Genomic DNA, 26399 nt, shown 5'->3' on the forward strand with positions numbered 1-26399 from the left:
TTATCCGGGTAAATTAGTTCTGTCAAAGGCCGCGTTATCGGCAGCGATGACGCATCTCGACTTTCACGCGGCCGGCTGGCACCAAAGCGCCATCAATCCGGGGGACGGCCATGCTGACGGTGCATCATCTCAACAATTCCCGCTCGCAGCGCGTGCTGTGGTTGCTCGAGGAACTCGGTGTGCCCTACGAGATCGTCCGCTATCAGCGGCAGCCGGACATGCGTGCGCCGAAGGAGCTGCGCGCCATCCATCCGCTCGGCAAGTCCCCCGTCATCACCGACAACGGCAACACCATCGCCGAGTCTGGCGCGATCTGCGAATACCTGATCGGCACCTACGGCAATGGCCGCCTGATTCCGCCCGTGAGCACGCCGGAGCGGCTGCGCTACACTTACTGGCTGCATTACGCGGAAGGCTCCGCGATGTCGCCGCTGCTGCTCAAGCTGCTGTTCACGCTGATGCCGAAGCGGGCGCCGGCCTTGCTGCGGCCGCTGGTGCGCAAGGTCTGCAACACCGCGCTGACCACGCTGGTCAATCCGCAGCTCAAGCAGCACATGGACTATTGGGAAGGCGAACTGGCGAAAAGCGAATGGTTCGCCGGCTCTGAATTCACCGGCGCCGATATCCAGATGAGTTTTCCGCTGGAAGCCGCCGCCGCGCGTGGCGGACTGGAGCAGGGCCATCCCAAGGCGATGGCGTTCCTCGAACGCATTCATGCGCGTCCGGCCTATGCCCGCGCATTGGAAAAAGGCGGGCCGTACGTGATTGGACGGTAGCTTGGGTCGTCATTCCGGGGCGATGCGAAGCATCGAACTACGATGTGCAATTGCACATCTGAGAATCTCGAGATTCCCCGATGCGCAATTGCGCATCTGAGGTCTGGTCCTTCGGACCATCCCGGAATGACGAAAACTATCAAGGCCGAACCGCCGCGATCACATCCTTCACCAGCCGCGCCAGCCCCCTGATATCGCCGGTCGGGTCGACACTGTCGCCGAGACGCACCACGACCAAGTGCTGCGACGGCATGATCACGATGCGCTGGCCGAGATCGCCCGACGCAAAGAACGCATCGCGGGGAATGCCGAGCCGCACGCGCGCCCTCGCATTGCGGTGTTCGCTGCGATTGGTCCAGAAGCCGGCGCCGTAGTCGGTGTCGAGGGTCGCGGCGGCCGAAAAATCCACCCAGTCCTCGTGCAAAATGCGCTTGCCGCCGACGATGCCGTCATTCAGGTAGAGCAACCCGAACCGCGCCCAGTCCCTGGCGCTGGCCAGCATGTAGGTCGATCCCTGCAGCGTGCCCGAGGCGTCGAACTCGAGCGTGACATGGCGCATCCCGAGCGGATTGAATAATTCGCGCCATGCAAATGCCAGCGTCTGTTCGGGGCCACCCACCGCATCGCGGACGATCCGCGCCAGCAGTTGCGTCGTCGGGCTGGAATAGGCCCAGCGCGAGCCCGGCGGAGCGACGACGGCGGCGTTGACCGCGAAGCCCGCCATGTCGTTGTGCAAATACACCATCTGGCTGGAGGGATCGAAACCGCTATTGGTCTCGTCGAGCGCCAGCCCGGTGGTCATGCGCAACAGATGCTCGACCTCGATCTCGCGCCTGAGGTCGCCGCGCCATTCCGGGATCGGCGCCGGCATCGACGGCGTCACCAGGCCTTGCTGTGTCAGGATGCCGATCAACGCATTGATCACCGACTTGGTCATGGAAAAGCCGAGCAGCGGCGTGTCGATGCCGATGCCGCCGGCATAGCGTTCGGCAATCACCTTGCCGTCATGCACGACGACCACCGCCTTGGTTCGCCGCAACGGCGGCACGGCAGGCTCCTCAAAGGCATGATCGAGCGCGGTCTTCAGGGCGGGATCGGACGGCTGCACGATGTCGGGGCCGGCAATCTCGCGCAGCAGCGGCGGCGCTTTCGATACCTTGAGCGCGTCGATGTCGCTCTTGAGGATATAGGGCTCGGTGCCGTGCAGCAGCACGCAGCCGAGCCCGTCATGGAAGACCGCGCGGCTGGCGAGCAACCCCGCCGCCGATGCATCGACCGTTCGCGCGGCACGATCGACCTGCATCCGAAGCACCGGCCGCAAGCGGCGCAGACCGTCGCGCTCGATGGTTTCCGCGAACACAGTTGGCGGATCGAGGCCGGAGACGAATGTCTTGGAACAGACATTATGCGCGACCACGCCGGTGGCGACCCGAATGGCGCGATCGGGACGGGTGACGACGCCGGCGGCCGCCAGTGCAGCCAGAACCAAGCCGACGGCCACCCATTTCAGCCAGCGCACGCGCGTCTCCCGCAAGCCGATCCGTCGGCGAGGTGGTTCTAGCGCGACTCCTTCGCCGCACCAACCGAGGGCAGGGCCTGCACGCCGACGCCGGGCGGCGGCACATCGTCGTCGGGCACGAAGAAATCCGACATCAGCGACACCGTGGGGTCGACGCGGTAATGCTCGAAATCCCTGACGCCGCTGACATAGAGAATCTTGTCGTCGATGCAGAACTGCCCGGTGAATTCGCGCGAGGGCTTTGTTAGAATGGCGTGGGCGGCGTCGCCCATGATTTCCGGCGTGCGGCTGGCGCGCATCATGGCATCGCCGCCGAGCAGATTGCCGACCGCGGCGGTCGCGATCGTGGTCCGCGGCCACAGCGCGTTGACCGCGACGCCGGCTGATTTCAGTTCGCCGGATAGCCCCAGCACGCACATGCTCATGCCGAACTTCGCCATCGTATAGGCGGTGGAATGCTCGAACCATTTGGCCTTCATGTCGAGCGGCGGCGATAGCATCAGGATATGCGGGTTGGCGGCCTTTTTCAGGTGCGGGATGCAGTATTTCGACACCATGAAGGTGCCGCGGGTGTTGATGCCCATCATCAAATCGTAGCGCTTCATGTCGGTCATCTGCGAATCAGTCAGGCTGATGGCGCTGGCGTTGTTGACGCAGATATCGATGCCGCCGAATTCGGCGACGGTCGCATCGATAGCGGCGATCACCTGCGCCTCGTCGCGGATGTCGCACAGCACCGGCAGCGCCTTGCCGCCGGCGGCGCGAACCTCGTCGGCGGCGGTGTAGATGGTGCCCTTGAGTTTCGGATGCGGCTCTGCGGTCTTGGCGGCAATCGCGACATTGGCGCCGTCGCGCGCGGCGCGCAGCGCAATCGCAAGCCCGATGCCGCGGCTCGCGCCCGAGATGAACAGCGTCTTGCCTTTGAGGGATGTCATGAGCCGAACCCCAGTTATGGACGCACAGACAGATGGCACCCTACCCCACGCACCCGGGGTTTACCCCGGTTGCGCATTTTATTTATGCGCAAGTCGGGCAGGCCCGACTTGCGTCGGGGGAGGGTGGGGTGGGTGGCGAGCCACGAGCACCGAACTCGCGGCTTACCCCTCTCCCTAACCCTCCCCCGCAAGGGGGGGGAGGGAACGACGGAGCAAGCCAACACGCTCCGGCCTCGCAAAGCGCGCTACCTACCCATCCGCATGCAGAACCTTGCCGCGGGTTTCCGGCAGCGCGAAGGCGGCAATGAAGAAAACGCCATAGGCGGCGACGGCAAAGATTGCGATCGCGTTGGCGAGTGTCGTCGAGGTCGAGAGCCATCCGACCAGGAACGGAAACAAGGCGCCGATGCCACGGCCGAAATTGTAGCAGAAGCCTTGTCCCGATCCGCGCAGCCTGGTCGGAAACAGTTCGGTGAGGAACGCGCCGACGCCGGAGAAGTAGCCCGAGGCGAAGAAGCCGAGCGGGAAGCCTAGTACCCACAGCATCTCGTTGGTCAATTGTAACTGCGTATAGAGGATCACGATGGCGATGGCGCCGAGCGAGAAGGTCAGGAACAGGTTGCGCCGTCCGATGCGGTCGGCGAGCCAGGCGCCGACGAGATAGCCGGCGAACGAGCCGATGATCAGCGCCGAGAGATAGCCGGTCGAACTGACCACCGAAAGCTTGCGCTCGACGGTGAGAAAGCGCGGCACCCAGAAGGTGATGGCGTAGTAGCCGCCCTGACAGCCCGTGACCATCAGCGACGCCAGGATGGTGGTCTTCAGGATCGGGCCTGAAAAAATCTCCCACAGGGCCGGCCGGTCGCCCGACGCAGCCTGCTTGACCCGCGTTGCCGCAGCGATCTCCGGTTCGGTGACGTAGCGGCGCAGATAGAACACCAGCAGCGCCGGCAACGCGCCGATCGCGAACATCCAGCGCCAGGCGAGCTCGGGCGGCAGATACGAGAACAGGATCGCCTGCGAAAGCACCGCGAGGCCCCATCCGACGGCCCAGCCCGATTGCACCGAACCGACCGCGCGGCCGCGATATTGCGCCCGGATCGCCTCGCCCATCAGCACCGCGCCGGCAGCCCATTCGCCGCCGAAGCCCAGGCCCAGCAGCGCGCGGGCGATGATCAACTGATCGAAATTCTGCACGAAGGCGCAGACCAGCGAGAAGAACGAGAACCACAGGATGGTGAGCTGAAGGGTCCTGACCCGGCCGATGCGATCGGCCAGATAGCCGCCGAGCCAGCCACCGACCGCGGAGGCCAGCAACGTCACCGTGCCGGCAAGCCCGGCGCTGCCCGGATCGACCTTCCACATCGCGATGATGGTGCCGATCACGAGCGGATAGATCATGAAGTCCATGCCGTCGAGCGCCCAGCCCGCCGCGCAGGCCCAGAACGTCCGGCGCTCCGGCTGGTTCATATCGCGATAGAAAGCGAGAAGGCTGGTGTCCTCGATCGCTACGGTTTCGATCGTGCCTGATGGTTCGGCCGTGCTCATGCTTGTTCCCCCCGGAATTCTGAACCGGCCTTGAGTCACCCCACGCCCGCCGGCTGACGTGGGGCGGCAGCATACGACGATGCCGTCGTCCGGCAAATCCCGATCCGGATTCTTCTTTTGACGCGTTTTCCCAGCGCGAACCGGTGTCCACCCCCGGATCAAGTCCGAGGGCAAGATTCGCTGGAAAGCGCTCTATTGTCCCGCCGCTGCTGCGCCGCGGGTGCGCGGATCGGGCGCGCCGAGCGGGCCATTTGGCGTAATAGCAATCGAATTGGCCGACGTCTGGCCGAGCGGCTCGATCACCTGATGTCCCCTGGCCTTCAAGGCATCCAGGACTTCTCCGGGGAAGCCGCGTTCGACCCGAACCACGTCCGGCATCCACTGATGATGCACGCGTGGGGCTGCCACCGCCGCGGCCACGTCCATCTTGTAGTCTAGGACGTCGACGACGATCTGAACCACCGCCGAGATGATGCGGCTGCCGCCCGGCGTGCCCGTTACCAGCACCGGCCTGCCGTCTTTCAGCACGATGGTCGGCGACATCGACGATAGCGGCCGTTTGCCCGGGCCGGGCAGGTTGGCCTCATAGCCGACAAGGCCAAAGGCGTTCGACGCGCCGGGCGCCGCGGTAAAATCGTCGAGTTCGTTGTTGAGCAGCACGCCGATGCCGTCGGCGACCAGACCGACGCCATAGGGAAAATTCAGCGTGTAGGTGTTGCTGACCGCGTTGCCGCCGGAGTCGACGACGGAGTAATGCGTGGTGTTGCTGCCCTCGCGCGGCGGCTTCAATGCCAACGCATCCGCCGGTGTCGCGCGCGCGAGGTCGATACCGGCGCGCTGCTTGGCGGCGTAGTCCTTCGATATCAGGACGTCGGCCGGCGCGTTGACGAAAGCGGGATCGCCGAGATAGCGCGCGCGGTCGGCGTAAGCGCGCTTCATCGCTTCGATCAGCAGGTGCAGCGAGGTTGCGGAACCTTGCTTGATGTCCTGGAGCGGAAACCCTTCGAGGATGTTCAACGTTTCCAGCAACACCGTGCCGCCGGACGACGGCAGCGGCATCGACACGATGTCGTAGCCGCGATAATTGCCGCGCACGGGACTGCGGATCACCGCCTGATACGATTTCAGGTCTTCCGGCGTCATGATCCCGCCGGCATTGCTGACGGCCTTCGCCAGCCCCTCGGCGATCGGCCCTTCGTAGAAGGCGCGCGATCCGTTTTCGGCAATCGCCGACAGCGTTGCCGCAAGGTCGGGCTGGATCAATCGGTCGCCGTCATGCAGTGGCGTGCCATCGACGTGCGAAAAGATCTTTGCGGAATTTGGCCAGCGTGCCATCCGACGGTACATGTCCGGCAGGGTATCGGCCATGTCATCGGTGACCACGAAGCCGTCGCGGGCCAGCTCGATGGCAGGCTTGAGGATTTGCGCCAGCGTGAAACGGCCGGAGCCGTATTTCTCCAACGCCAGCGTCAATCCCGCAACCGTGCCGGGGACGCCGATGCCGAGCGCGGAGTTGCGCGACTTGTCGGTATCGGGTTTGCCGTCCGGTCCCAAATAGATGTCGCGTGTGGTCGCAGCCGGGGCGGTCTCGCGATAATCGATCGCGACGTCTTCATGGCGCTCGGCCGAGTGGATGACCATGAAGCCGCCGCCGCCGATATTTCCGGCACGCGGATAGGTGACGGCCATCGCGAAACCGGTCGCGACTGCGGCATCGACGGCATTGCCGCCCTGCCGCAGAATGTCGGCGCCGACCTGGGCGGCAAGCTTCTCCTGTGCGACCACCATGCCGTGTTCGGCGGGAACGGCATGAACGGCCGTGAGGTCCGGCGGCGAATAGACCTGGCGCTCCTGCGCAACGGCCGCGACGCTGCAGACAAACGCCAGCACGAGCGCCGAAATTGTTCCGCGCCACCCGGATGAAAAGACAGCCATCAAAAATCCGCCGCAGTTGGAGCCCGTGTGACGCTTGGCAACCGCGCAAGCGCAAGTGACGCATGCTATATGGGTTCGCACGCGATGGGCAAAACGCCTTCGCGTGACTGGATCCCCATCTCGCTTGCATCGAGACGGGGCTCCTGACTCTTTATTTTGACGCGTTTTCTACCGCAGATAAGTCTACGCAATCTGCGCAAGCTTGATTGCTATGCGAACCGGGTCCACTTCGCTTGAAAACGCTATGCAATAGGAAATCCGGGATATGGCGGTAATCGCTTCCGAGGCCATTGGCGGCGTAATCCCGCAGCGATATCCGCGCCGGTCGGCGGTCATCAGCTGGATCTTCTTCGACTGGGCGGCGCAGCCCTATTTCACGCTGATCACGACGTTTGTGTTTGCGCCCTATTTCGCCAGCTTCGTGGCGCCGGATCCGGCAAGCGGGCAGGCGCTGTGGGGGTTTGCCACTGCGGCCGCGGGGCTGATGATCGCGCTGATGTCGCCGGTGCTGGGGGCGATTGCCGATGCCAGCGGCCGGCGCAAGCCCTGGATCGCGGGCTTCGGCGTGTTGCTGGTGATCGGCTCCGGCCTGATGTGGTTCGGCAAACCCGGCGACCCCGGCGTGATCCCGCCGCTGCTGCTCGCCTATGCGATTGCCAGCGTCGGCGTCGAATTCGCCACCGTGTTCAACAATGCGATGATGCCGACGCTGGTGCCGCCGGACCGGATCGGACGATTGTCCGGTACCGGCTGGGCCACCGGTTATGTCGGCGGCATCATCAGCCTCATCCTGGTGCTGGGCTTTCTCGCCGCCAATCCCGACACCGGGCGCACGCTGTTCGGCCTCTCGCCGCTGTTCGGTCTCGACCCGGTCACGCATCAGGGCGACCGCATTACCGGTCCGCTGACCGGCATCTGGTTCGTCATCTTCGTGCTGCCGATGTTCCTGCTGACGCCGGATTATCCGGCGCGGCGGCCGCTGCGCGCGGCGCTGCGCGAAGGGTTGACCGGTCTCTGGCAAACGCTCGGCGAACTGCCGAAGCAGAAGGCGATGGCGACATTCCTGCTCGCCAACATGATCTACACCGACGGCCTGGTATCGCTGTTTGCCTTCGGCGGTATCTACGCTGCCGGCACCTTCGGCTGGCAAACGATCCAGATCGGCACGTTCGGTATCATTCTCGCGATTGCGGGAACCTTCGGCGCATGGCTGGGCGGCAAGCTCGACGACCGTCTGGGGCCGAAGCAGGTGATATCAGGCAGTATGCTGGTCCTGCTGTTCGCCATCACCGCGATCCTCTTGGTCGACAAGGACTCGATCTTCTTCGTGCAAGTCGCGCCGCCGGCGCCGGGCGCCGCCTTGTTCTCCGGCGCGGCCGAGCGCGCCTATCTGGCGCTCGGTTGCCTGATCGGCGCGGCCGGTGGTCCGCTGCAGGCGGCGTCGCGCACGCTGCTGATTCGTCTCGCGCCGAAAGATCGCATCGCGCAATACTTCGGACTGTTCGCGCTGACCGGAAAAGTCACCTCGTTCATCGGGCCGCTGTTGATCGGCGCGATCACGGCGATATCAGCGAGCCAGAAGGCAGGCATGGCGACGCTGGTGCTGTTCTTCGTCGCAGGGCTGGCGCTGCTGGCGCGGGTGAGGGAGGCGTAATGGTCTTTGTCATTCGGGGGCGCGCGTCAGCGCGAACCCGGAATCTCGCGCCTCATCTCCAGATTCCGGGTTCATCGCTGCGCGATGCCCCGGAATGACAATGGAGGTTAATGCCGGAAGTGTCGCACGCCGGTGAACACCATGGCGATGCCGTGCTCATCGGCGGCCTTGATCACTTCTTCGTCGCGGAGCGATCCGCCGGGCTGGATCACGGCGGTGGCGCCGGCCTCGATGCAGGCCAGCATGCCGTCGGCGAACGGGAAGAACGCGTCGGATGCGACCACCGAGCCCCTGGTCAGGGGTTCCGCGAGCTTCATCTCGGCAGCGGCATCCAGCGCCTTGCGGGCGGCGATGCGCGCGGAATCGACCCGGCTCATCTGGCCGGCGCCGATGCCGACGGTGGCGAGATCCTTGGCGTAGATGATGGTGTTCGACTTCACGTGTTTGGCGACCCGGAATGCAAATTTGAGGTCGCGCAGTTCGGCATCTGACGGCGCGCGTTTGGTCGCGACCTTCAGCGCCATGTCATCGACCACGGCGTTGTCGCGGCTCTGAACCAGCATGCCGCCGGCCACCGTCTTGGCGGTCAGGCCCACCGTGCGCGGATCGGGCAGGCCGCCGGCCAGCAACAGCCGCAGGTTCCGGCGGCCGGCGATGATGGCGATCGCCTCTTCGGTCGCGTCGGGCGCGATGATGACTTCGGTGAAGATTTCAGTGATGGCGCGCGCGGCTTCGGCGTCGAGCGTGCGGTTCAGCGCGACGATGCCGCCATAGGCCGAGGTCGAGTCGCAGGCCAGCGCCATGCGATAGGCGCTGACGAGATCGGCGCCCTCGGCGACGCCGCAGGGATTGGCATGCTTGACGATGACGCAGGCCGCGGTGCGCTTGGCATCGAACTCGCCGATGCATTCATAGGCAGCATCGGTGTCGTTGATGTTGTTGTAGGACAATTCCTTGCCCTGCAACTGCCGCGCGGAGGCGACACCCGGGCGCTTGTCCGGCGTTGCATAGAAGGCCGCGGTCTGGTGCGGGTTCTCGCCGTAACGCAGCGACTGGATCAGGCGGCCGCCGAAGGCGCGGTAGTCCGGCGTGTCGTTCTTGAGCTGAACCGCGAACCAGTTCGAGATCGCGGCGTCATAGGCCGCGGTGCGCGCATAGGCCTTGGCGGCGAGCCGGCGGCGCAGCGTCAGCGTGGTGGCGCCCTTGTTGGCGGCGAGTTCGTCGAGCACGGCCTGGTAGTCGGAGGCTTCCACCACGACGGCGACATCGTCGTGGTTCTTGGCCGCCGCGCGGATCATCGCCGGGCCGCCGATGTCGATGTTCTCGATGCACTCCTCGTAGCTGGCGCCTTTGTCGACGGTGGCCTCGAACGGATACAGGTTCACGACCAGGAGATCGATCGGCGCAATGCCGTGCGCCTTCATTGCGTCCGCATGTTCCTTGTTGTCGCGGATCGCGAGCAACCCGCCATGCACCTTGGGGTGCAGGGTCTTGACCCGTCCATCCATCATTTCCGGAAAACCCGTGAGGTCGGAAACGTCGGACACCTTCAGCCCTGCCGCTGCAATCGCCTTGGCGGTGCCGCCGGTGGAGACGAGGTCGATGCCGTGGCCGGCCAGGGCGGTTGCAAATTCGATCAGGCCGGTCTTGTCGGAAACGGACAATAGAGCGCGGGTGACGCGTCGCGGATGGTCGGTCATAGGGAAAATCCTGGCTGGTAAGCCAGCCCGGTAGCACGGTTTTGGCGGCCATGAAACCGGTCAGAAACCCGCCAAATCCGTGTGTGGAAATCTCCCTTGCCCCAGGGGGAGGCAAGGGCTGGAAAAAGGGGCCTACAACGGCAATTCCGGCTCGCGCCGGGCGTTGCGCCGGGCTGTGGTGGCCGAAGCCGACGTCGTCGAGCGCACGAAACTCCAGCGGATCGAAGTGGCGGTCCGCGAATCCTGCCGGATCACGATCTGGGCGGTGCGGCGGGGGCCGTCATTGCCGGCCAGGAACACGCTGTCCTCGAGATCGACCTTGTCGTCGAGTGCCTCGAAGGTCCAGACATCGCGGTTCGGCAATACCAGCATGACGCCGCGGGCGTCGCTGAGCCGGCTCGCCTTCACCGAAGGATGCAGGTGAAACCGCACGGCAAAGTCGGTCTGGTTGCCCTTGATTCGCGCCCCCGGCGCCGGCGACACCGTGTCCTCGCCGTCGAGCCGCGCGCCGTCCTGGGCAATCATCAGTACCCGGCGATGCACGACGCCAAATCGGGCGAGGTAGCCGTCATGCGACGTGTGCAGCAGATCGCCGCTCGCCACCGCCTCGCGATAGCTCTCCACATTGGACGGGCCGCTGACGATCGGCGCGCCCTGCAACAGGCGCTTCATCGCCGACAGTTCGACGAACTGGCACGACGAGGTCTCGCGATAGGTCATGGTCGAATGCGCTGCGGTGCTGCGCGCGAAGGCACGCCAATTGTCGCGGCCGGTCGAGGGCATGCCGCAATTGACGACGATCCGGCTCGGCCCGGAGGAAAGTTCGAACGAGAGGCAGCCGGCATGCGCGTCCTGACTGACGTTCGGCGGCGGCGGCGGACCGGTGTCGATGATGACGGTGGTAGTACCGGCATCGAGGCGCTGAAATCCGGTATGCGGCATGCTCGACATCGGCACGCCGTGGGTGTCGTCATAGGCGAGCAGGGTCGCGACCAGGTCGGACGGCGCGTTGCTCATGCCGTTGAACAGCGCAAAGCTGCCGTCGCCGTGGCGGAAGAAGCGCAGCATCGGCATCATGCGATCGATCGCGTTCAGGAGCGCCGGCGGCGGCGCGATATTGCGCGCGGCAAAGGTCTGGCGCAGCGGCAGCATGTCGCTGAGCAGTTCGACCAGCGCGCCGGGATTGCGCGAGATGTGGCCGCCGTCGGGCAGGATCTGCCGTTGCAGTTCGTCGGACAGCCGACGCGTCGCGGAGCGGATGTGCTTTGCCTGGTTGGCAAGGCACAGCGAGGCGTAGCAAAGCGCGATCAGCACCTGCAGGCGCGGCACGCCGTCGGCGATGTCGATCATCGTGTAGCGCAGGTAGCGAATCTCGCGGGTTAGCCCGCGCAGATATTTGCGATAGAACTTGTTGTCGGTGTCGCCGAGCACCAGAGGCGCCTGCGACAGCAGCGAGATCACCCGGCGCGCCAGCACGTCGGCGCGGCGTTCGAGCGGCCGCCTGCGCGTCGGATTCGAGATCCAGTCGTCGACCAGCGAGCGGGCGTTGGCGCGGGTCAACGCGGTATCGGCCGCGCGCAGGTGCCGCAACCATCCGAAGCCGAGCAGCGCCACCTCCCAGTCTTCCGAGGGCGGCTCGAGGTCGAAGATCGACCGGCCATGGCAGGTCACGATCTTGCCGGCGAAGACGAAGCGGCCGGCATAGATTTCGGCGGCACGGGTGGCGTCCGCGGTCCGCAGATCATGCGGTGCGATGATCAGGCGGTCGGCCCGGCCCGGCCACAGCCGCGACAGCGCCACCGTCCCGCCGCTCGCACGCGCAGCCATGCTCCGCGCAAAGCGGCCCATGATAAGCGTCGAGATGCGTCTGCGTTGAGCGACCGACACGCCGTGCCTTGGGAGGGAGGGAATTGTGGCGAATCCTTTTAATCCGGAAACGCCGGCATGACACCATCTTGAAAGCGCGCGAATCACCCTAAAGCCTTATCGGTTCTGATTGAATCAGAACCGGGCTTTACTTTTCGTTTTGACGCGTTTTCTTTCCGCGAACCGGTGTCCACTTCGCTTGAAAACACTGAAAGCCGCGGAATTCCGGTTTAGAATCAGGATTTAACCAGCCGCGCCGCGTAAAATCCATCCAACCCGCCAAGTCGGGGGTCCTCGTGAGGCAAATGGCTGGGCAGGGTGCGCAAATCGCCGTCCGCGGTGACGATTTCGCTGAGGCCCGCGACCTCGCTGGCCGTGACGGGCGCACGGCGCACGGCGGATTCGGCGGCCAATAGCGCCGCGATCGCCTGCTCGCCTTCCTCGGGTTCCAGCGAGCAGGTGCAATACACCAGCGTGCCGCCCGGCTTGAGCAGGGCGACCGCCTTCTTTAGCAATTTTGCCTGCAGCGCCGACAGCGCCGCGATATCCGCTTCCTGCCGCAGCCAGGCGACATCCGGGTGACGGCGGATGGTGCCGGTCGAGGTGCAGGGCGCATCGACCAGGACGCCGTCGAAACTGCCGTCGCCGCCTTGCCATTCGGCGGCATCGGTCACGACCTCGGTGGCCGGCAGCGACAGCCGCGCGAGATTGTCGCGCAGCCGCGACATTCGGGCCGGCGAACGGTCGACAGCGGTGACGTCGGCGCCCGCCAGCGCGAGTTGCGCGGTCTTGCCGCCGGGCGCGGCGCAGAGATCGACGATCTTCTTGCCGCTGATGTCGCCGAACAGCCGCGCCGGCAGCGCGGCGGCGGCATCCTGCACCCACCATTGGCCTTCGGTGAAACCGGGCAGCATCGTCACCGAGCCCTGCAGCAGGGTGCGGACCGTTCCGCTCGGCAGCGTTTCGCCATGCAGTCGCGTCGCCCATTGGGCTGCGTCTGCCTTCACGGTGATGTCGAGCGAGGGCTCATGGCCGATCGCCAGTGCCATCGCGCGCGCGGTCGTCTCGCCATAGGCCGCGATCCAGCGCGCCAGCAGCCAGGGCGGAATATCCAGCGTCTGCGCCTTGACCTCGTCGATCAAAGGCTGGCCTTCGCGGGCGCAACGGCGCAGCACGGCATTGACGAGCCCGGCATATTTCGCGGCCCGTCGGTCCGACTGCACCAGCCGCACACTGAGGTCGACGGCCGCATGATCGGGCACGTCCATCCAGAGAATCTGCGCGGCGCCGATCAACAGCGCGCTCTGCGCGCGCGGCGCATCGGTCGGAATACCGCGATCGAGCAGGCGCGAGAGCAAATGACCGAGCGTGCCGAGCCGCCGCAGGATCGTCGCCACCAGGCGCCGCATCAGCGCGCGGTCGCGATCGGCAAGCGCCTTCAGCCCGGGATGCGCGCCGGCGCCGTCGAGCTGGTCATCGAGCGTGCGGTGCTTGTGCAGGACGCCGTCGAGAATGTCCGCAGCGATCCGCCGTGCGGCGAGACCAGGCACTTCGGAAGGTACTGCGAATCTTGAAGGGGGCATGAATCAGGAACGTCTCGGGAGGCGGGAAGGCTTCGGCTTATGCCTTTGAAATGAAAAAGTCCTTTGGCATGCGAATATGCCAAATGTAAGAATCGCCATGACGATTTTACGATTGTGATGTCGTCTCGACGTCGCTATCTCGGATACCAACCGTGCCGCGGAAGAATTTGAGATGACCGACGATGCTTCACCCTCTTCTGTGCCAGAACGCAAGTCTGTGCCAGAACGCAAGCCGCTGACGCCGGCCGCCGAGCGGGCCCTCGCCGAAGCCGAGGCGCGCCGAAAAGCCGCCGAAGTCGCCGCCACGGCGCAGCCGAAGGAATTTCAGGGCCCGAAAGGCCCGGAACCGACCCGCTACGGCGACTGGGAGCGCAAGGGCATCGCCTCGGACTTTTGAGGCATTTGCCTTGCCGATTGACCCGACTCAGCCCTAGTCCGGGAATATGTCCCGATACGACAGAATAAATCCGTACAGGGCGCGGCATCGAGCCACCCGGCATCGCTGGTTTGCGGCGGCGCTGCCTTGGCTGTTCGTGATTGCCGTCGCGGCGGGGACGATGCTGCCGGTGCGGCACTGGGTACGCGGGTTTTGGCCGCATCCCGCCGAACAGTGGTCGCACCCGGCCGACAGCCCGGCCGCGCGCGACGCCGAGATGGTCTGGCGGCGGGCCGGCAATCCGGACCTGCGCCATCCGGTCGACGTGATCCGGACCATCGACGGCGACACCTTCGAGGCGCGGGTGCATTTGCAGCCCGGCCTCGACCTGACCACGCGGGTTCGCCTGCGCGGCATCGATGCGCCGGAACTGAAGGCGTCCTGTCCCAGGGAATTGCAGATGGCCGAAGCCGCGACCGATGCCTTGCGCGCGCTGCTCGGCGAAGGCGAGGTCACGATCTCAAATATCGGCCCGGACAAATATAACGGCCGGGTCGATGCCGATGTCGCGACCCGGAAGACTCCAAACGTTTCGACCGCGATGCTCGCGGCCGGTCATGCGCGCAGCTACAGCGGCGGCCACCGCAGCGGCTGGTGCGCGAACGCCGATCAACTTCTTCCAAAATGAAAAAGCCGCGCGGTGGCGCGGCTTTTTGTATTCAGTGTGCGAAGATCAGCGGCTCACTGTGACGCTGGTGCCGACCGAGACGCGTTGATAGAGGTCGGTGATGTCGGCGTTCAGCATGCGGATGCAGCCGTAGGACACGAAGCCGCCGACTGAGCCCGGCACGTTGGTGCCATGGATGGCGTATTCGCCGCCGGCCAAGGTCATTGCCGCGACGCCCATCGGGTTATGCGGCGAGCCACCGGGAATCAGGTCCGGAATGTTCGGCTTGTCGTGCTTCACTTCCCTCGGCGGAGCCCAGGCCGGGTTGCGGTACTTGCCGTCGATCCGGGTGGTGCCTGCCCACTGCTTGCCGGACTTGCCGACGCCGACCGGGTAACGCATGGCGTGGCCGGAATCGAGGATGAGATAAAGGCGGCGCTCGTTGGTCTTCACCACGATCGTGCCCGGCGTGTAGTCGCCGCGAATGCCCACCATCTCCGGCCGCGCCTCGGCAGCCTGCGACATCAAGATGCCCGCCCCGATGGTGGCGGCCAGCGCTATCGCAATCCTCATCGACATGATCAGCTCCAGTTTCCGCAGCGCCCTTCCGGGGCCCTCAAATTCCCTGCAAGCCCGGCCCATGGCCGGCCTGCCGTCTCACCCACGCATTGTTAACCGCGTGTCTTAACCGGGTGGTTTGCACACCCGGCTGGCGACGTGTTTCGATGGGGGGAAGAAAGGAAATGTTCGAGTTAAAGTAAATGACTTGAAAACAACACTTGGTTGCGAAATGCGCCACAAGGCGGCCACGCCGCTGACAAACGCGTGACCGGCTTGTGGCAGGAGTCCGGACGACGCATTTGCTGCTGTGGGGTTGTTAGCCGCGCGCGCCCCGCGCCCGGGATGTTTGGGCGCGAGGCGGCATGGAAATCGACGGTCGCCTATGCCGACGCGCCCTTTTTGTTCTGGCGGTTCTCGACGAGATCGTCGACCACGGCGGGATCCGCCAAAGTCGAGGTATCGCCAAGGCTGCCCGGTTCGTCCTCGGCGATCTTGCGCAGGATGCGGCGCATGATCTTGCCGGAGCGTGTTTTCGGCAGGCCCGGCGCGAACTGGATCTGGTCGGGGGAGGCGATCGGACCGATGTCCTTGCGCACCCAGGCCACCAGTTCCTTGCGCAAGGCCTCGCTGGGCTGGGTGCCGGCCATCAGCGTCACATAGGCATAGATGCCCTGGCCCTTGATGTCGTGGGGATAGCCGACCACGGCGGCTTCCGAGACCGCTTCATGCGCCACCAGCGAGCTTTCGACTTCGGCAGTGCCCATGCGGTGGCCCGAGACGTTGATGACGTCGTCGACGCGGCCGGTGATCCAGTAATAGCCGTCGGCGTCGCGGCGGCAGCCGTCGCCGGTGAAGTACTTGCCCTTGTAGGTCGAGAAGTAGGTCTGCTCGAAGCGGGCGTGGTCGCCATAGACCGTGCGCATCTGGCCCGGCCAGGATTTGGCGATGCAGAGATTGCCTGACGTTTCGCCTTCCAGCACCTTGCCGTCGGCATCGACGATTTCGGGCACCACGCCGAAGAACGGCCGCGTCGCCGATCCCGGCTTGAGCTTGGTGGCGCCCGGCAACGGCGTAATCAGGATGCCGCCGGTCTCGGTCTGCCACCAGGTATCGACGATCGGGCAGCGGCTGTCGCCGATGACGCGGTAATACCATTCCCAGGCTTCCGGATTGATCGGCTCGCCTACCGAGCCGAGCAGCCGCAGGCTGGCGCGCGAGGTCTTCGTCACCGGTTCGTCGCCCGACTGCATCAGCGCGCGGATCGCGGTCGGGGCGGTGTAGAAGATGTTGACCTTGTGCTTGTCGATGACGTTCCAGAACCGCGAATTGTCCGGATAGTTGGGCACGCCCTCGAACATCAGCGTAGTGGCGCCGTTCGCCAGCGGGCCGTAGAGAATGTAACTGTGGCCGGTGACCCAGCCGACGTCGGCGGTGCACCAGTAGACGTCGCCGTCGTGATAGTCGAACACGTATTGGTGCGTCATCGCCGCGAACACCAGATAGCCGGCCGAGGTGTGCAGCACGCCCTTGGGCTGGCCGGTGGAGCCTGACGTATAGAGAATGAACAGCGGGTCTTCCGCGTGCATCGGCTCGCACGGACATTCCGTCGTCACCATCTTGGCGGCGTCGTGATACCAGAGGTCGCGCGTCGGGTTCATGTCGACGGCGGCACCGGTGCGCTTGACCACGACGACCCAGTCGACGCCGCTGCTCTTTTCGATCGCGGCATCGACATTGGCCTTCAGCGGCACCTTCTTGCCGCCGCGCAGACCCTCGTCGGCGGTGATGACGATCTTGGACTGGCAATCGGTGATGCGCTGGGCGAGGCTGTCCGGCGAGAAGCCGGCGAACACGACCGAATGGATCGCCCCGATCCGCGCGCAAGCCAGCATGGCGTAGGCGGCTTCCGGAATCATCGGCAGATAGATCGTGACGCGGTCGCCCTTCTTGACGTTCCGGGTGCGCAGGATGTTTGCCATCTTGCAGACTTCGTCATGCAACTGCCGGTAGGTGATGTGCTTCGACTGCGAGGGATCGTCGCCCTCCCAAATGATGGCGGTCTGGTCGCCGCGCTTCTCAAGGTGGCGGTCGATGCAGTTCCAGGCAACGTTGAGGATGCCGTCCTCGAACCATTTGATCGAGATATCGCCGGGGGCGAAGGAGACGTTCTCGACCTTGTGGAAGGGCTTGATCCAGCCGATGCGCTTGCCCTGATCGGCCCAAAATCCGTTGGGGTCGGAGACCGAGCGGGCATACATTTCGCGGTACTTGGCGTCGTCGACGAAGGCGCGCTTGGCCCATTCCGCGGACACGTCGTAAATCTTCTCGGACATCTTTCCCTCCACTCACCGCGACGCCGCATGTCTGGCAGCCGCAAGCCATTTTGATTGGCGCGATTATGCGTCGCGGGGCGTTCCCCGGACAAGGCGGAAACGTCTGCGACCTTGGTCGGCCCGGAGGCTCACCGACTTGCCCTAGGTCAAAACGGTGATCATTTTCGCGTTTTCGACGAGGCTGAAATCAACGTTATCGCGCGAATGGCTCCCATGACCGGTATCCAGTAACCGTAAATAACGGAATCGGGACTCGCAAAGCCGTCCCTTACCCCCTAAATGGCTTTCCCGAGGCCAGACGGCCCTCCGGAACCAAGCCCGAGAAGAGGCATTGCCGGAAGAACAGGTGGAGCAAGGCAACGACGGTCATGATGGATCAGCAGAATTTCGAGGCTACGCGGCCCGTTTCCGCCGATCCTGCCGTTGCTTTGGCAGAAGCGCTCGGGCAACTGCCCAAAGCGACCATCAAGACCTCCTTGAAGGCGCCTTCCAGGATTGCCGCGCCGAAGGCCAAGATCGAAACCCGGGCGACGGTGGAATCGCTGGCGCAGGGGCACGGCCTCAAGCTCGGCGATCAGAACGGGCTGACCATCCGCCGCATCAAGCGCGGGAAGGGCTATTCATTTATTCGCGCCAACGGAACGCCGATCCGTCATGTCGGCACCATCAAGCGCCTGCACTCGATGGCGGTTCCACCGGCCTATCGCGAAGTGCGCTATTCGGCCGATCCGGCCTCGCATCTGCAGGCCGTCGGCCTCGATGCCGCGGGCCGGCTGCAGTACCGCTATCACGCCGACTGGGAAAAGGTCCGCGAGCACCGCAAGGCGCATCGCCTGGCGCGGCTGGTCGCAGCGCTGCCGAAGATCCGCCGCAACGTCTCGATGCACCTGTCGGGCGATGAGCCGACGCGGGAATTCGCGCTCTCTGCCGTGATCGAACTGATCGCGCGCACCGCGATCCGGCCCGGTAACGAATCCTATGCCCGTCTCAACGGCACCCGCGGCGCCACCACACTGCTGAAGTCCAACGTCACGCTGGAAGACGACAGCCTGGTCCTGACCTTCAAGGCCAAGGGCGGCAAGGCCGTGCGCAAGGAGTGCGACGCGGCGAAACTGGTTCGCGCCATCGGCATCCTGCGTGGCGTGCCGGGCAAGCGGATGTTCCAGTACCGCGACAATTCCGGCACCGTGCGCACCGTCTCCACCACCACGGTGAACGCGTTCCTGCGCGAGATCGCCGGCATCAAGATTTCGCTGAAGGATTTCCGCACCCTGATGGCATCCGCCGTGGTGCTGGAATCGCTGTCGCGGATTTCACCGGCGGCCAGCGAGCGCGGCCGTCGCAAGCAGGTCCTGGACGCCGTGCGCGCTGCCGCGGACGAACTGTCGAACACCCCCGCGATCTGCCGCAAGAGCTACGTCCACGACACCATCGTCACCGCTTTCGAGGACGGCATCCTCGAGCGCTTTGCCGCGACGATGAAGGGCTACCGCACCCAAGCCAAGCGCGAGGCGCTGCTGGCGCAGGTGGTGACGGCGGCCGCGGCCTGAGACGCGCAAACGCGCGTCGCATTTTTCTGCCTCGCCAGGGGGCAGCCTGAACCAATCCCCGATTACATCTTGCCGGGCGGTAGGCGCGCATCCGGGCCGGGATCTCGTCCCGCAGCCGCAATCGTCAGCCGCCCCAGATAATGCGCCCAACCCTTGTCATGGTTGGCGCACTGTGTCGCGTTCGGCAGGCCGCTATGGGTCATGCGCAGCAGGGTGCCGCCATCGCGGTCAATCAGATCGATTTCGATCAGGCTCGAGCCGGGCGGCACCTCATCGTTGCCGTCCCACCCGAAACTGTAGGCCAGACGGTGGACCGGTACGACCTCGCGGAACGTTCCGCGGGCCGAATTGCCGCGCTCACCGATGCCTTTGACAAGGTAGAGCCCATCCGGATGCGGCTCGGTCGCGGCCTCGGTGCCCATCCAGCTCAGAATTTTGTCAGGATCTGTCAGGAAGGCGAAAACGGTGGCGCGCGGGGCCGCAATGTGGGTCTCGCGTCGAACGATGGAAGGCTCGGTCATCCGTGCTGCTCCAGGCTGAATTGGCAGATGGCGGCGCCGTGGCCGGTCGTCAAGGTTAGGTCGTGACAAGGTTGGCGCGCCAACCCATGATCGCGCCATGCAGCTTTCCGCGACCCTCGCCTGGCTGGTCGATACCGCTGCCGGGACCACTGGCGCCGACCGGCTGCTCGCGGAACTCGGTGCGCATCTTTTGGCCGACGGATTGCCGCTGATGGCGGGCGCCCTGACGCTCGACGTGCCGCACCCGCTGATTGCCAGGCGCACCTGGCTGTGGCGCGCCGAAAGCGGCGAGGTCATCGAAGCCCTGGGCTTCGCGCCGGGCGCGGCGGCACCGGCACCGGATGCGCGCAACCATGCCGGCCGTCGCTGGTTGAGTGAGATCGCTGAAGGCGGCGTGCACGAGGACATCATCGGGCCGGGACCGAATGGGCCATCACTCGGCTGGATCGGGCCGCGTCCCTTCACCCCCCAAGAGATGGACCAACTCCGTCAGGCCGCGCGCTTCGCGGCTTCGCCGCTTTCGGTCCTCGCCGTGCGGGCCACGTTGACGGCTACGCTCGAAGCCTATCTCGGACGGCGCAGCGCGGCGCGGGTGCTGGCAGCGCCGTTGCGACGTGATCGCGGCGAAACCATTCAGGCCGCGCTGCTCTATGCCGATCTGCGCAACTTCACCGCGCTCTCCGAAAGCAATCCTCCCGCGATTGTCATCGCGGCGCTTGACGCCTGGTTCGATCGTATTGCCGGTGCGGTTCATGCGTTCGGCGGCGAGGTGCTGAAGTTCATCGGGGACGGCATGCTGGCGATCTTTCCGGTGGTCGACGAGGCGCCGCGGCGCGCCTGCGCGGCGGCGTTGCGCGCGGCGTCGGCCGCGCGAGCCGGGATGGTACATCTGGATGACGAACGGTGCCGGCAAGGGCTGCCGTCGCTGTCGTTCGGCGCGGCGCTGCATCTCGGCGAGATGCTCTGGGGCAATATTGGCGCCGCCAATCGTCTCGACTTCACCGCGATCGGTCCTGCCGTCAATCTGGTAAGCAGGCTCGAGGGGTTGTGCCGCCCGCTCGGCAAGACGGTGCTGGTATCCGGTGCGTTGGCGGCGGAGTCCGATATTCCGTTGCTTCCGCTTGGGACGCATCCGCTGCGCGGCATCGCATCGCCATGCGCGGTCTTCGCGCTTCCGGAGGGGTGATTGCCTACAGCCCGCCCATCTTGCAGACCATCTTCCACTCATCGGCCGTGACCGGCTGAACCGACAGCCGCGAATATTTCACCAGCGCCATGTCCGCGAATTTCTTGTCGGCCTTGATCGCAGCCATCGTCACCGGCGTCTTCAGCGGCTTGTCCGCCTTGATGTCGACGCAGACGAATTTGCCGGTCTTGTCGGTCGGATCGGGATAGGCCTCCTTGATGATCTCGGCGATTCCGACGATCTCCTTGCCTTCGTTGGAGTGGTAGAAGAAGGCGCGGTCGCCCTTCTTCATGGCCACGAGATTCTGTCGCGCGGTGAAATTGCGTACGCCGGTCCAGGCTTCGCCCTTGGCGCCCTTGGCGACCTGCTGGTCCCACGACCAGGTTGAGGGTTCGGATTTCACCAGCCAGTACGCCATTGCATCTTCCTCTGTGCCACGGCGGCAATTTCCGCCGGTTCATCGTCGTTGACGATATCGTTACGTTCGTCCGATCGCAACGGCGGCAGGCTAGCGCCCACGCGTTGCGCCGATTTATTCCCGGCCACGGGAACAAGATGTTTTGAACGTTGTCCCATTGAAGGCGCTCGTTGCAGGTGACATTCGTCGCTGATGTCTGGAGGTCTTCACATGTCAGCGCGTCGTCGGGATTTTCTCCATCTGGTCGCGGGAGGCGTCGCCACCGCTGCGATCGCCGCGCCGTCGGTCCGGGCGCAAACGCCAGGGCCAAGGAAAATCAGGGCCGTCGCCTTCGACGGCTTTCCGATCATCGATCCGCGCCCGGTCTTCGCCAAGGCCGAAGCGATGTTTCCCGGCAAAGGCGGGGAATTGAGCACTGCCTGGCGCACGCGGCAGTTCGAGTACACCTGGTTACGGACCATGAGCGGCAGCTATGTCGACTTCTGGCAGGTGACGGAAGAGGCTTTGGTCTTCGCCGCCAAACTCGTGAAGCTCGAAATGTCAGGCGCGCAGCGCGACCAGCTGATGGAATCCTATCTCAAACTCAAGGCCTGGCCCGATGCGGCGGCGGCCCTGAAGCAATTGAAGGATGCCGGCATCCGAATCGCATTCCTGTCCAACTTCACGGCCGAGATGCTCGATGCGGCGGTCAGGAATTCGGGGCTTGAGGGAATATTCGAAGCGCATCTCAGCACCGACCGCGTGCAAGCGTTCAAGCCGGATCCGCGGGCTTACCAGATGGGCGTCGACGCCTTCGGGATGGAGCGGGAAGAAATCGCCTTCGCCGCGTATGCCGGCTGGGATGCGGCCGGCGCCAAACGGTTTGGATATCCGACGTTCTGGGTCAATCGTGCCAATGCGCCGCTCGAAGAGCTTGGCGTTGCCCCCGATGGAACAGGCGCCGGCCTTCAGGACCTCGTTGGCTTTGCCGGCGTGTAGCTGCGGATCATTCCTCGGCCTTGAACGGCCGCGTCAGCAGTCCTTCGATCGCCGCGTCGATCGTCACCTTGCCGCTCAGGATCGCCGCGACGGCATTTGACACCGGCATATCGACGTTTCGCGACGCCGCCAGTTCGATCAGAACCGGTGCGGTGAATTCGCCTTCGGCGAGCTTGTCGCGCGCCGGGGTTTCACCGCGGCCCAACGCGATGCCGAACGCGAAATTGCGTGACTGAAGACTTGAGCAACTCAGGATCAGATCGCCGAGGCCCGATAGCCCTGCGAGCGTTTCGCTGCGCGCGCCGCAGGCGCGGCCGAGCCGGGCGAGTTCGCTGAATCCGCGTGTGGTCAACGCCGCCTGCGCCGAGGCGCCGAGTTTTCGGCCGACGACGATTCCGGCCGCGATCGCCAGCACGTTCTTGGCGGCGCCGCCGATCTCGACGCCGCGGACATCCGTGGTGTGATAGGGCCGGAAGGTGGACGAGCCCAGCATCTGCACGAGATGGCTCGCCAGCGTTTCATCCCTCGCCGCGAGCGTTACGGCGGTCGGAAGGCCCCGCGCCACGTCGTCGGCGAAGTTCGGGCCCGACAGGATCGCAGGCATCGCATGCGGTATCGCTTCGGCAATGACCTCGGTCATGAACAGGTGCGTGCCGCGTTCGATGCCCTTGGCGCAGGCGACGACCGGCGTTTGCGGTTTGAGGCATGGTGCAAGCGCGATCGCCGCCTCGCGCAGATTTTGCGCCGGCGTTGCCATCAGGATGACGTCCGCGCGCGCCGCGATCGCGATATCGCCGGTAATGCCGATCCGCTCATCGAGGCTGATGCCGGGCAGCCTCGGATTGTTGCGCGTCGTTTTCATCCGCGCCGCATTGTCGGTGCCGCGCACGTAAAGCAGGACGTCGCGGCCGGCGCGCGCGACCGCACAGGCCAGCGCGGTGCCATAGGCACCGGCGCCGATCACGCCGACCGAGTTGCCAGACGCCACCCTACCAAGCGCCATGTCAGAATCCCGCGCGGGTGTTGGTGAAGCCGGCCGGTGCTGCGGCCGTGGCGTCGAGCAACCAGCGCGCCCGCGGCGGCGCGTCCATGCTGTCGATCAGTCCCAGCGCCATCCGTTCCGCGCCGGCCCAGGCGATCATCGCGCCGTTGTCGGTGCACAGCGCCGGCGGCGGCATGATCAGCGTGGTGCCGGCCTTGGCGGCAACCGCCTGCAACGCATCGCGGATGGCATGGTTGGCGGCGACGCCGCCGGCGGCCACCAGCGCGCGGGGCGGGCCGAACCGTTCGTGGAACAGCCGCAGGCCCACGCTCAACCGATCGGCCGTCGCTTCCAGCACGGCGGCCTGAAAACCGGCGCAGAGATCGCAGATGTCCTGCGGCTCCAGCGGCGTCATCCGGCTGGCTTCGCTGCGGACCGCGGTCTTCAATCCCGACAGCGAGAAATTCGCATCCGGCCGCCCGAGCATCGGCCGCGGAAAGGCAAATCGCTTTGGGTCGCCGTTCGCGGCTGATCGTTCGACCTCGGGTCCGCCGGGATAGGGCAGCGACAGCATCTTCGCGACCTTGTCGAAGGCTTCGCCCATCGCGTCATCTACGGTGGTACCGAGCCGGACATATTGGCCGACGCCGACCACGGCCACGATCTGGGTGTGACCGCCGGAGGCGAGGAACAGGCAATAGGGAAAGTCGAGCGCGTCGGTCAGGCGCGGCGTCAGCGCGTGGGCCTCAAGATGATTGACCGCAATCAGCGGCGTATCATGCACCATCGCGATCGCCTTTGCGGTGGTGAGGCCGACGATCACGCCGCCGATCAGGCCGGGGCCGGCAGCGGCCGCCACCGCCGACAACTGCGAAAACTCGACGCCGGCCTCCTGCATGGCGCGGGCGACGATGCCGTCGAGCAGGTCGACATGGGCGCGGGCCGCGATCTCCGGCACCACGCCGCCGAAGCGGGCGTGTTCGGCGGTCTGCGAGTGGACGATATTGGACAGAATTCTGCCGCTGCCGTCGTTGCCGCGCTCGATCACGGCGGCCGCGGTTTCATCGCAGGTGGTTTCGATACCCAGTACCAGCATCGGCATGTCGTTTGATTTCAGGTCTTGTAATTTCAGGTCTTGCAATTTGAGCCCTTGTGCTACGGCCTGTCACAACGCCTCCGTAACCGGGTAGCATTACGAGGTCTCAAGGTGCAATCGTCCGGTTGCGCCGAAGTCGTTTTAGCGGAGATCTTTCATGGCCGTTCTCGTGACCCGCCCGCATCCGGACGACGAGGCGACAGCGTCGGCGCTACGCGACCGCGGCTTCGAGGTCTTGTGCGCGCCGATGCTGCGGTTCGAGCCGGTCAAGTTCAGCGATGACGAGGATGCGTCCTATGGTGCCGTCATCGTCACGTCAGCCAACGCGTTGCGTGCCATCGCCGCGCAGCTTGCCGCCAGCCGGCTGGTCAATTTGCCGCTGTTTGCAGTCGGGGAACATACCGCCGCGGAGGCCCGCGCGGCCGGATTCACGCTAGTGATTGCGGCCAAGGGCGATGCCAGCGCCTTGCGCGATCTCGTGCTGGCGGGCGTCAAGGCAAAGCAACTGAAGAAGGCCAGCACGTTGCTGTATCTGGCCGGCGCCGATCTGGCGCGCGATCTCGCCGGCGAGCTGGGCGAGAAGGGTTTCACCGTGGTGACGCACACGACCTACCGAATGGTTCCGGCGTCCAGCCTGCCGCGCGACGTTTGTGACGCTTTCGTGGCGCACCAGATCGAAGCGGTGCTGCACTACTCACGCCGCAGCGCGCGCGCGTTTCTGGAGGCGGCACGCTTCGGCGGCGTGGAAATATCGGCATTGGCGCTGCCGCAATGCTGTATCTCCTCCGCGGTCGCCGCCGTCCTCCGGGACGCCGGTGCGACCCAGGTCACGACGGCCGCTCAGCCGGACGAAAATGCCTTGTTCGAGGCCCTGGGTCGTGCTTTGCGACCGCGATCGGGCTCTAATCTCTAAGTCTGAGCATGGCCTTACCGGAAAACCGGTGCCTGCGCGCCGGGATCGTGCTCTATACGTCCCGATTCTGCTAAGTTCCGCCACCTAACCGCTGAGGGAACCGCTGTGATGGTCGATGACAGGCCCGAAGAAACTGGATCGCTACCCGACCAGGAGCGGCCCAAGCGAACGCCGCCGACAATCGACCTCGAGGCGACCGACGTGTCGACCGCGACATCGCATGCCGATGGTGCCGCCAAATCCGAATCCACTGCCGAAGCCGCTGCCGAGCCGGCTTCGGAGGCACCGGTTACGCCGCCGACCGCTGCGCCGATTTCCACTCCGATTTCCCCCTGGATCGTTGCGCCCGTCTCCGGCGCAGTTGCGGCTGCGCTGGTGATCGGCGTCGGCTGGATGCTGGGTTGGCCCGCGGTTCAGCCGGCCGTTGTGCCGTCAGCGCCGGCGCTCAATGCCGCTGCGATCGACGATCTCACCGCGCGCATCGCGGGCCTGGAGTCAAAGGCCGGCAAGCCTGTGACCGATGCCGCGGCCGCGGCGCGTGTGGATGGTCTGGAAAAGTCGCTCGCCGCGTTGCGCGCACAAGGCGACAAGCTTGCCTCCGCTCTCAACGACGTGAAGTCCGCGCCGCGTGCTGACGGTGCGCCGTCGCCGGATCTGTCTGCGATCGACGCGCGCATCGCCAAGGTCGAGAACCAGATGCAGGCGCAGAACGCCGAGATCGTGCAGCAAGGCAGCCGCATTGCCGATACAAAAACGGCTGACGCCAAACCGGCGGACGATTTGCCACTGCGTCGCGTCGTGGCGGCGGCCCTGCTCGATGTCTTGGTCCGGATCGGCGATCCCTATCCGGCAGCACTGGCGGCGGCAAAAGCGCTGGCGCCCAGCGCCGACGTCTTGAAGCCGCTCGATCAATTTGCCGAGAAGGGCGTGCCCAACGCCAACAGGCTGAGCACGGAATTGCTGGCGCTGGTGCCGAAATTGCTGCCGGCGCAGCAGGACAACACGACGACCGGTTCGGGTGTTCTCGAACGGTTGCAGGCCGGCGCGGCAAAGCTGGTCAAGATCGAACGCACCGACACCGTTGGTAACGATCGCGGCGCCGTGGTGGCGCGGATCACCGCGGCGGCGCTGCGCAACGATTCCAATGAAGCCCGGCGCGAGCTGAAGACGCTGGAGCCTGCCGACCGTGCGGTTGCGCAAGCCTGGCTGGAAAAGGCCGATGCGCGCGATGCCGCGCTGGCCGCGTCCCGCCAATTCGCCGCTGATGCCATGGCTGTGCTCGCCAAACCGGCGCAATAGGGA

At 65.2% G+C, this 26399-nt stretch carries 22 protein-coding genes; 9 read left to right on the forward strand and 13 right to left on the reverse strand.

Annotated elements, in window-relative coordinates; all coding sequences use genetic code 11:
* Window positions 1–110: 110 nt before the first annotated feature.
* Complete coding sequence (locus tag FFI89_RS01435; RefSeq protein WP_138832225.1) at window positions 111–776, forward strand: glutathione S-transferase family protein; 666 nt, start codon at window positions 111–113, stop codon at window positions 774–776.
* A gap of 139 nt (window positions 777–915) precedes the next feature.
* On the opposite strand, the gene FFI89_RS01445 is transcribed toward FFI89_RS01435, so the two are convergent.
* The 4 genes from FFI89_RS01445 to ggt all read right to left on the reverse strand — a co-directional run bounded on the left by FFI89_RS01445 (window position 916) and on the right by ggt (window position 6713).
* Window positions 916–2295 (reverse strand): serine hydrolase, encoded by a 1380-nt coding sequence (locus tag FFI89_RS01445; protein ID WP_305764653.1) that lies wholly within the window; start codon window positions 2293–2295, stop codon window positions 916–918.
* A 38-nt stretch (window positions 2296–2333) separates the two neighbouring features.
* On the reverse strand, window positions 2334–3230 hold the full coding sequence (locus tag FFI89_RS01450) for an NAD(P)-dependent oxidoreductase (RefSeq protein ID WP_138832227.1): 897 nt from the start codon (window positions 3228–3230) through the stop codon (window positions 2334–2336).
* A 249-nt stretch (window positions 3231–3479) separates the two neighbouring features.
* On the reverse strand, window positions 3480–4778 hold the full coding sequence (locus FFI89_RS01455; protein ID WP_138832229.1) for an MFS transporter: 1299 nt from the start codon (window positions 4776–4778) through the stop codon (window positions 3480–3482).
* Between the two features lie 192 nt (window positions 4779–4970).
* On the reverse strand, window positions 4971–6713 hold the full coding sequence (ggt, locus tag FFI89_RS01460; protein WP_138832231.1) for a gamma-glutamyltransferase: 1743 nt from the start codon (window positions 6711–6713) through the stop codon (window positions 4971–4973).
* Window positions 6714–6978: 265 nt separating this feature from the next.
* Between ggt and FFI89_RS01465 the strand changes: the two genes are divergently transcribed.
* The gene (locus FFI89_RS01465; protein ID WP_138832232.1) at window positions 6979–8367 is read left to right on the forward strand and encodes an MFS transporter; all 1389 of its coding nucleotides are present in this window, start codon (window positions 6979–6981) and stop codon (window positions 8365–8367) included.
* A gap of 107 nt (window positions 8368–8474) precedes the next feature.
* Here the strand turns inward: FFI89_RS01465 and purH are convergent, their stop codons facing one another.
* The 3 genes from purH to FFI89_RS01480 all read right to left on the reverse strand — a co-directional run bounded on the left by purH (window position 8475) and on the right by FFI89_RS01480 (window position 13516).
* Complete coding sequence (purH, locus tag FFI89_RS01470) at window positions 8475–10067, reverse strand: bifunctional phosphoribosylaminoimidazolecarboxamide formyltransferase/IMP cyclohydrolase (protein WP_138832234.1); 1593 nt, start codon at window positions 10065–10067, stop codon at window positions 8475–8477.
* 132 nt (window positions 10068–10199) lie between these two features.
* The gene (locus FFI89_RS01475) at window positions 10200–11915 is read right to left on the reverse strand and encodes a heparinase II/III family protein (protein ID WP_168212742.1); all 1716 of its coding nucleotides are present in this window, start codon (window positions 11913–11915) and stop codon (window positions 10200–10202) included.
* Between the two features lie 254 nt (window positions 11916–12169).
* A complete protein-coding gene (locus FFI89_RS01480; RefSeq protein WP_138832238.1) occupies window positions 12170–13516 on the reverse strand; it encodes an RsmB/NOP family class I SAM-dependent RNA methyltransferase in 1347 nt (448 codons plus the stop codon).
* Window positions 13517–13688: 172 nt separating this feature from the next.
* On the opposite strand from FFI89_RS01480, the gene FFI89_RS01485 reads away from it, so the two are divergent.
* Both FFI89_RS01485 and FFI89_RS01490 read left to right on the forward strand, forming a co-directional pair.
* A complete protein-coding gene (locus FFI89_RS01485; RefSeq protein WP_371722387.1) occupies window positions 13689–13913 on the forward strand; it encodes a DUF1674 domain-containing protein in 225 nt (74 codons plus the stop codon).
* Window positions 13914–13959: 46 nt separating this feature from the next.
* Window positions 13960–14580 (forward strand): thermonuclease family protein, encoded by a 621-nt coding sequence (locus FFI89_RS01490; protein WP_210249062.1) that lies wholly within the window; start codon window positions 13960–13962, stop codon window positions 14578–14580.
* Between the two features lie 45 nt (window positions 14581–14625).
* Here FFI89_RS01490 and FFI89_RS01495 read toward each other — a convergent pair whose 3' ends face one another.
* Both FFI89_RS01495 and acs read right to left on the reverse strand, forming a co-directional pair.
* Complete coding sequence (locus tag FFI89_RS01495) at window positions 14626–15138, reverse strand: L,D-transpeptidase (protein WP_138832240.1); 513 nt, start codon at window positions 15136–15138, stop codon at window positions 14626–14628.
* A 362-nt stretch (window positions 15139–15500) separates the two neighbouring features.
* The gene (acs, locus tag FFI89_RS01500) at window positions 15501–17453 is read right to left on the reverse strand and encodes an acetate--CoA ligase (protein WP_168212743.1); all 1953 of its coding nucleotides are present in this window, start codon (window positions 17451–17453) and stop codon (window positions 15501–15503) included.
* Between the two features lie 368 nt (window positions 17454–17821).
* Between acs and FFI89_RS01505 the strand changes: the two genes are divergently transcribed.
* Window positions 17822–19003, forward strand: a complete 1182-nt coding sequence (locus tag FFI89_RS01505) for a DNA topoisomerase IB (protein WP_138832244.1) — start codon at window positions 17822–17824, stop codon at window positions 19001–19003.
* Window positions 19004–19065: 62 nt separating this feature from the next.
* On the opposite strand, the gene FFI89_RS01510 is transcribed toward FFI89_RS01505, so the two are convergent.
* Window positions 19066–19524: an SRPBCC domain-containing protein gene (locus FFI89_RS01510; protein WP_138832246.1), complete on the reverse strand. Its 459-nt coding sequence runs from the start codon at window positions 19522–19524 to the stop codon at window positions 19066–19068.
* 97 nt (window positions 19525–19621) lie between these two features.
* On the opposite strand from FFI89_RS01510, the gene FFI89_RS01515 reads away from it, so the two are divergent.
* On the forward strand, window positions 19622–20710 hold the full coding sequence (locus FFI89_RS01515; protein ID WP_138832248.1) for an adenylate/guanylate cyclase domain-containing protein: 1089 nt from the start codon (window positions 19622–19624) through the stop codon (window positions 20708–20710).
* 4 nt (window positions 20711–20714) lie between these two features.
* On the opposite strand, the gene FFI89_RS01520 is transcribed toward FFI89_RS01515, so the two are convergent.
* Window positions 20715–21128, reverse strand: a complete 414-nt coding sequence (locus FFI89_RS01520; protein WP_138832250.1) for an EVE domain-containing protein — start codon at window positions 21126–21128, stop codon at window positions 20715–20717.
* Window positions 21129–21338: 210 nt separating this feature from the next.
* On the opposite strand from FFI89_RS01520, the gene FFI89_RS01525 reads away from it, so the two are divergent.
* Window positions 21339–22106, forward strand: coding sequence for a haloacid dehalogenase type II (locus tag FFI89_RS01525; protein WP_138832252.1), 768 nt, complete (start codon window positions 21339–21341; stop codon window positions 22104–22106).
* A gap of 7 nt (window positions 22107–22113) precedes the next feature.
* Here FFI89_RS01525 and FFI89_RS01530 read toward each other — a convergent pair whose 3' ends face one another.
* Both FFI89_RS01530 and tsaD read right to left on the reverse strand, forming a co-directional pair.
* Entirely contained in the window at window positions 22114–23109 is a 996-nt protein-coding gene (locus FFI89_RS01530) for an NAD(P)H-dependent glycerol-3-phosphate dehydrogenase (RefSeq protein WP_371722392.1), read from the reverse strand.
* A 1-nt stretch (window position 23110) separates the two neighbouring features.
* Window positions 23111–24184, reverse strand: a complete 1074-nt coding sequence (tsaD, locus tag FFI89_RS01535) for a tRNA (adenosine(37)-N6)-threonylcarbamoyltransferase complex transferase subunit TsaD (RefSeq protein WP_138832254.1) — start codon at window positions 24182–24184, stop codon at window positions 23111–23113.
* Window positions 24185–24341: 157 nt separating this feature from the next.
* Here tsaD and FFI89_RS01540 point away from each other — a divergent pair, with 157 nt between their 5' ends.
* Both FFI89_RS01540 and FFI89_RS01545 read left to right on the forward strand, forming a co-directional pair.
* The gene (locus FFI89_RS01540; protein ID WP_138832256.1) at window positions 24342–25097 is read left to right on the forward strand and encodes a uroporphyrinogen-III synthase; all 756 of its coding nucleotides are present in this window, start codon (window positions 24342–24344) and stop codon (window positions 25095–25097) included.
* A 108-nt stretch (window positions 25098–25205) separates the two neighbouring features.
* The gene (locus tag FFI89_RS01545) at window positions 25206–26396 is read left to right on the forward strand and encodes a COG4223 family protein (protein ID WP_138832258.1); all 1191 of its coding nucleotides are present in this window, start codon (window positions 25206–25208) and stop codon (window positions 26394–26396) included.
* The last annotated feature ends 3 nt before the right edge of the window (window positions 26397–26399 follow it).

The organism is Bradyrhizobium sp. KBS0727 (assembly GCF_005937885.2).
In the GTDB taxonomy this organism is placed as follows: Bacteria; Pseudomonadota; Alphaproteobacteria; order Rhizobiales; family Xanthobacteraceae; genus Bradyrhizobium.

Bases quoted from the DNA above. Each gene is read 5' to 3' on its own strand.
- FFI89_RS01435 (WP_138832225.1), top strand. From the start codon at position 111: ATGCTGACGGTGCATCATCTCAACAATTCCCGCTCGCAGCGCGTGCTG.
- FFI89_RS01450 (WP_138832227.1), bottom strand. From the start codon at position 3,230: ATGACATCCCTCAAAGGCAAGACGCTGTTCATCTCGGGCGCGAGCCGC.
- FFI89_RS01455 (WP_138832229.1), bottom strand. From the start codon at position 4,778: ATGAGCACGGCCGAACCATCAGGCACGATCGAAACCGTAGCGATCGAG.
- ggt (WP_138832231.1), bottom strand. From the start codon at position 6,713: ATGGCTGTCTTTTCATCCGGGTGGCGCGGAACAATTTCGGCGCTCGTG.
- FFI89_RS01465 (WP_138832232.1), top strand. From the start codon at position 6,979: ATGGCGGTAATCGCTTCCGAGGCCATTGGCGGCGTAATCCCGCAGCGA.
- purH (WP_138832234.1), bottom strand. From the start codon at position 10,067: ATGACCGACCATCCGCGACGCGTCACCCGCGCTCTATTGTCCGTTTCC.
- FFI89_RS01475 (WP_168212742.1), bottom strand. From the start codon at position 11,915: ATGGGCCGCTTTGCGCGGAGCATGGCTGCGCGTGCGAGCGGCGGGACG.
- FFI89_RS01480 (WP_138832238.1), bottom strand. From the start codon at position 13,516: ATGCCCCCTTCAAGATTCGCAGTACCTTCCGAAGTGCCTGGTCTCGCC.
- FFI89_RS01485 (WP_371722387.1), top strand. From the start codon at position 13,689: ATGACCGACGATGCTTCACCCTCTTCTGTGCCAGAACGCAAGTCTGTG.
- FFI89_RS01490 (WP_210249062.1), top strand. From the start codon at position 13,960: ATGTCCCGATACGACAGAATAAATCCGTACAGGGCGCGGCATCGAGCC.
- FFI89_RS01495 (WP_138832240.1), bottom strand. From the start codon at position 15,138: ATGTCGATGAGGATTGCGATAGCGCTGGCCGCCACCATCGGGGCGGGC.
- acs (WP_168212743.1), bottom strand. From the start codon at position 17,453: ATGTCCGAGAAGATTTACGACGTGTCCGCGGAATGGGCCAAGCGCGCC.
- FFI89_RS01505 (WP_138832244.1), top strand. From the start codon at position 17,822: ATGATGGATCAGCAGAATTTCGAGGCTACGCGGCCCGTTTCCGCCGAT.
- FFI89_RS01510 (WP_138832246.1), bottom strand. From the start codon at position 19,524: ATGACCGAGCCTTCCATCGTTCGACGCGAGACCCACATTGCGGCCCCG.
- FFI89_RS01515 (WP_138832248.1), top strand. From the start codon at position 19,622: ATGCAGCTTTCCGCGACCCTCGCCTGGCTGGTCGATACCGCTGCCGGG.
- FFI89_RS01520 (WP_138832250.1), bottom strand. From the start codon at position 21,128: ATGGCGTACTGGCTGGTGAAATCCGAACCCTCAACCTGGTCGTGGGAC.
- FFI89_RS01525 (WP_138832252.1), top strand. From the start codon at position 21,339: ATGTCAGCGCGTCGTCGGGATTTTCTCCATCTGGTCGCGGGAGGCGTC.
- FFI89_RS01530 (WP_371722392.1), bottom strand. From the start codon at position 23,109: ATGGCGCTTGGTAGGGTGGCGTCTGGCAACTCGGTCGGCGTGATCGGC.
- tsaD (WP_138832254.1), bottom strand. From the start codon at position 24,184: ATGCTGGTACTGGGTATCGAAACCACCTGCGATGAAACCGCGGCCGCC.
- FFI89_RS01540 (WP_138832256.1), top strand. From the start codon at position 24,342: ATGGCCGTTCTCGTGACCCGCCCGCATCCGGACGACGAGGCGACAGCG.
- FFI89_RS01545 (WP_138832258.1), top strand. From the start codon at position 25,206: ATGGTCGATGACAGGCCCGAAGAAACTGGATCGCTACCCGACCAGGAG.